This is a genomic window from Bacillus sp. 05T31, from assembly GCF_056396725.1.
Genome location: NZ_JBFTMA010000753.1, coordinates 1 through 2088 on the forward strand (window position 1 = coordinate 1; position 2088 = coordinate 2088).

The window sequence follows — 2088 nt, forward strand, 5'->3', positions numbered from 1 at the left end:
GGGAGCAGAAATACATATTAGAGCAAAAAACGAAAATGAAAATACACCTCTTCAAGCAGCAATTGCGAATAAGCAAAGCGAGCTTGTAGCTTTCTTAATTGAAAAGGGATCAGATGTGAATGCTGTGCAAAGTGGTGGCTGGACAGGACTTCATGAAGCGGCGTTATTAGGAAATGAAGAAATCATTATATTACTTCTTGAAAATGGTGCTAATAAAATGATTAAGAAAAATGATGGGAAAACTGCATATGATATTGCTTTAGAAAAAGGGTATGAATCCCTATTACATCATTTGCAAGAGGAAGTGAGCTTATGATTAGCCACTGGAATGTAGGGATTTTTCTTTTTAATGAAGTGGAAGTGTTAGATTTTGCGGGTCCATTTGAAGTTTTTTCCGTTACAGCAACAAGTGAAGGTCAACCATTTACAGTTTATACTGTTAGTCAAGATGGAGAAATGATTACAGCGAGARATGGATTAAAGGTACAACCGGACTATAGTATCGAAAACTTGCCTCCAGTTGATATTTTAATTATTCCTGGTGGGTTAGGTGTTAGAGAAAACGAAATGAAAAGTGAAATAATAACAAATTGGATTCGCGAGCAAATGAAAGAAGTAAAGTTAATGACTTCTGTTTGTACGGGTGCGCTTTTACTTGCGAAAGCTGGATTACTCGATGGCTTCAAAGCGACAACACATTGGGCAAGTATTGAAAGTTTTAGAAATGATTTTCCGAATGTGGAAGTATTAGAGAATGTAAAGTTTGTAGATGAGGGGTATATTATTACGTCTGGTGGAATTTCAGCCGGAATTAATATGTCATTTCATATTGTGAAAAATTTGTTGGGTGCTGAGGTTGCTGAAGAAACAGCGAAGAGAATGGAATATGATATAGATTTAAAATATTAAAAGTAAAACAAGACGAGCAGTTGGATATTTCCAGCTGCTCGTCTTGTTTTATATTGACTGAATATGCGCTAATTCCTCATCTGTAAGAATCGGACGGATAGACGAGTCTGCATTTTCTTTCGCTTGTTTTTCTGTTTTTGCGCCAGGAATTGCGACCGATACCGCTGGATGAGTGAGGACATAACGAAGTGCAAGTTGCCCTAAGGTTTGATTTTCATTTGAGAGTAATCGTAGTTTCTCTACTTTTTGTAAATCTTCTTGAAACCACTTTTCTTTTGGCCATTCTTGGCGTAAATCTCCGTCAAGAAAAGTTGTTTTATTTGTAAATTTTCCAGTTAATATCCCCATTTTTAAAGGGCCGCGTATAACAGCTCCTAAATTGTTCTCCTGTAGGTAGGGCAGTATGTCGTTTTCTGGTTTTCGGTTTAATATGTTGTAATCAAGTTGCACAACATCAATTTCATTGTTTTTATTGAAGTGTTTTATATATTGTATGTCGTGAGTTGAAACACCAACAGCTCTTACTTTTCCGTCCCGTTTTAATATTTCAAATGCTCGTAAAAATGCTTCTGTTTCTTCTTGTTTATCCCACCAAATGTGACAGAAATAAACATCAATATAATCTGTTTCTAGGCGYAGTAAGCTAGTTTCAAATACTGCGATCACTTTTTCKGCAGTATTATAAACAGGCTCTCCACTTGGATCATAGTGATGCCCAATTAAACCGCCTTTCGTTGATAAAACGATATTATTACGGTGCTCTCTTATCGCTTGAGTTACTAACCTTTCACTATGTCCTAATCCGTATACATCAGCAGTATCAATAAAGTTTACGCCACATTCAATTGCTTTCTTCATAGCGGTTATAGATTGTTTGTCGTTAACAGGACCCCATTCATCGCCGCCAATCGCCCACGCTCCAAAGCCAATTTCAGAAACAGTAATTCCAGTTTTACCTAATGTACGGTAGTGCATCATTTTTCCTCCTTGTAAGCATGTTATAACATCGGTATGCAAAACTAGAATTTATATGTGTAAAAATGTTTTCTACAATTGGGGAAAAAGAATAACATAAAATACTATTTTATAGCAGCATAAATAAAAATTCTCATTTTAAATACAGAGATGTCGTCGAACGCTATCTCTAATTGGTTAATTTGTGAGTTTTTTTTGTGAAGG

Annotated in this window: 3 protein-coding genes; 2 read left to right on the forward strand and 1 reads right to left on the reverse strand. The window is 35.9% G+C overall.

Annotated elements, in window-relative coordinates; all coding sequences use genetic code 11:
* Both AC1DJR_RS27770 and AC1DJR_RS27775 read left to right on the forward strand, forming a co-directional pair.
* Positions 1-316, forward strand: a 316-nt coding sequence (locus tag AC1DJR_RS27770) for an ankyrin repeat domain-containing protein (RefSeq protein ID WP_477004024.1), incomplete at its 5' end; no start/stop codon positions are given.
* Positions 313-909: a DJ-1/PfpI family protein gene (locus tag AC1DJR_RS27775; RefSeq protein ID WP_477004025.1), complete on the forward strand. Its 597-nt coding sequence runs from the start codon at positions 313-315 to the stop codon at positions 907-909. The genes AC1DJR_RS27770 and AC1DJR_RS27775, both read left to right, overlap by 4 nt.
* 48 nt (positions 910-957) lie before the next feature.
* Here the strand turns inward: AC1DJR_RS27775 and AC1DJR_RS27780 are convergent, their stop codons facing one another.
* Positions 958-1884, reverse strand: a complete 927-nt coding sequence (locus tag AC1DJR_RS27780; protein ID WP_002192845.1) for an aldo/keto reductase — start codon at positions 1882-1884, stop codon at positions 958-960.
* Positions 1885-2088 lie beyond the last annotated feature (204 nt).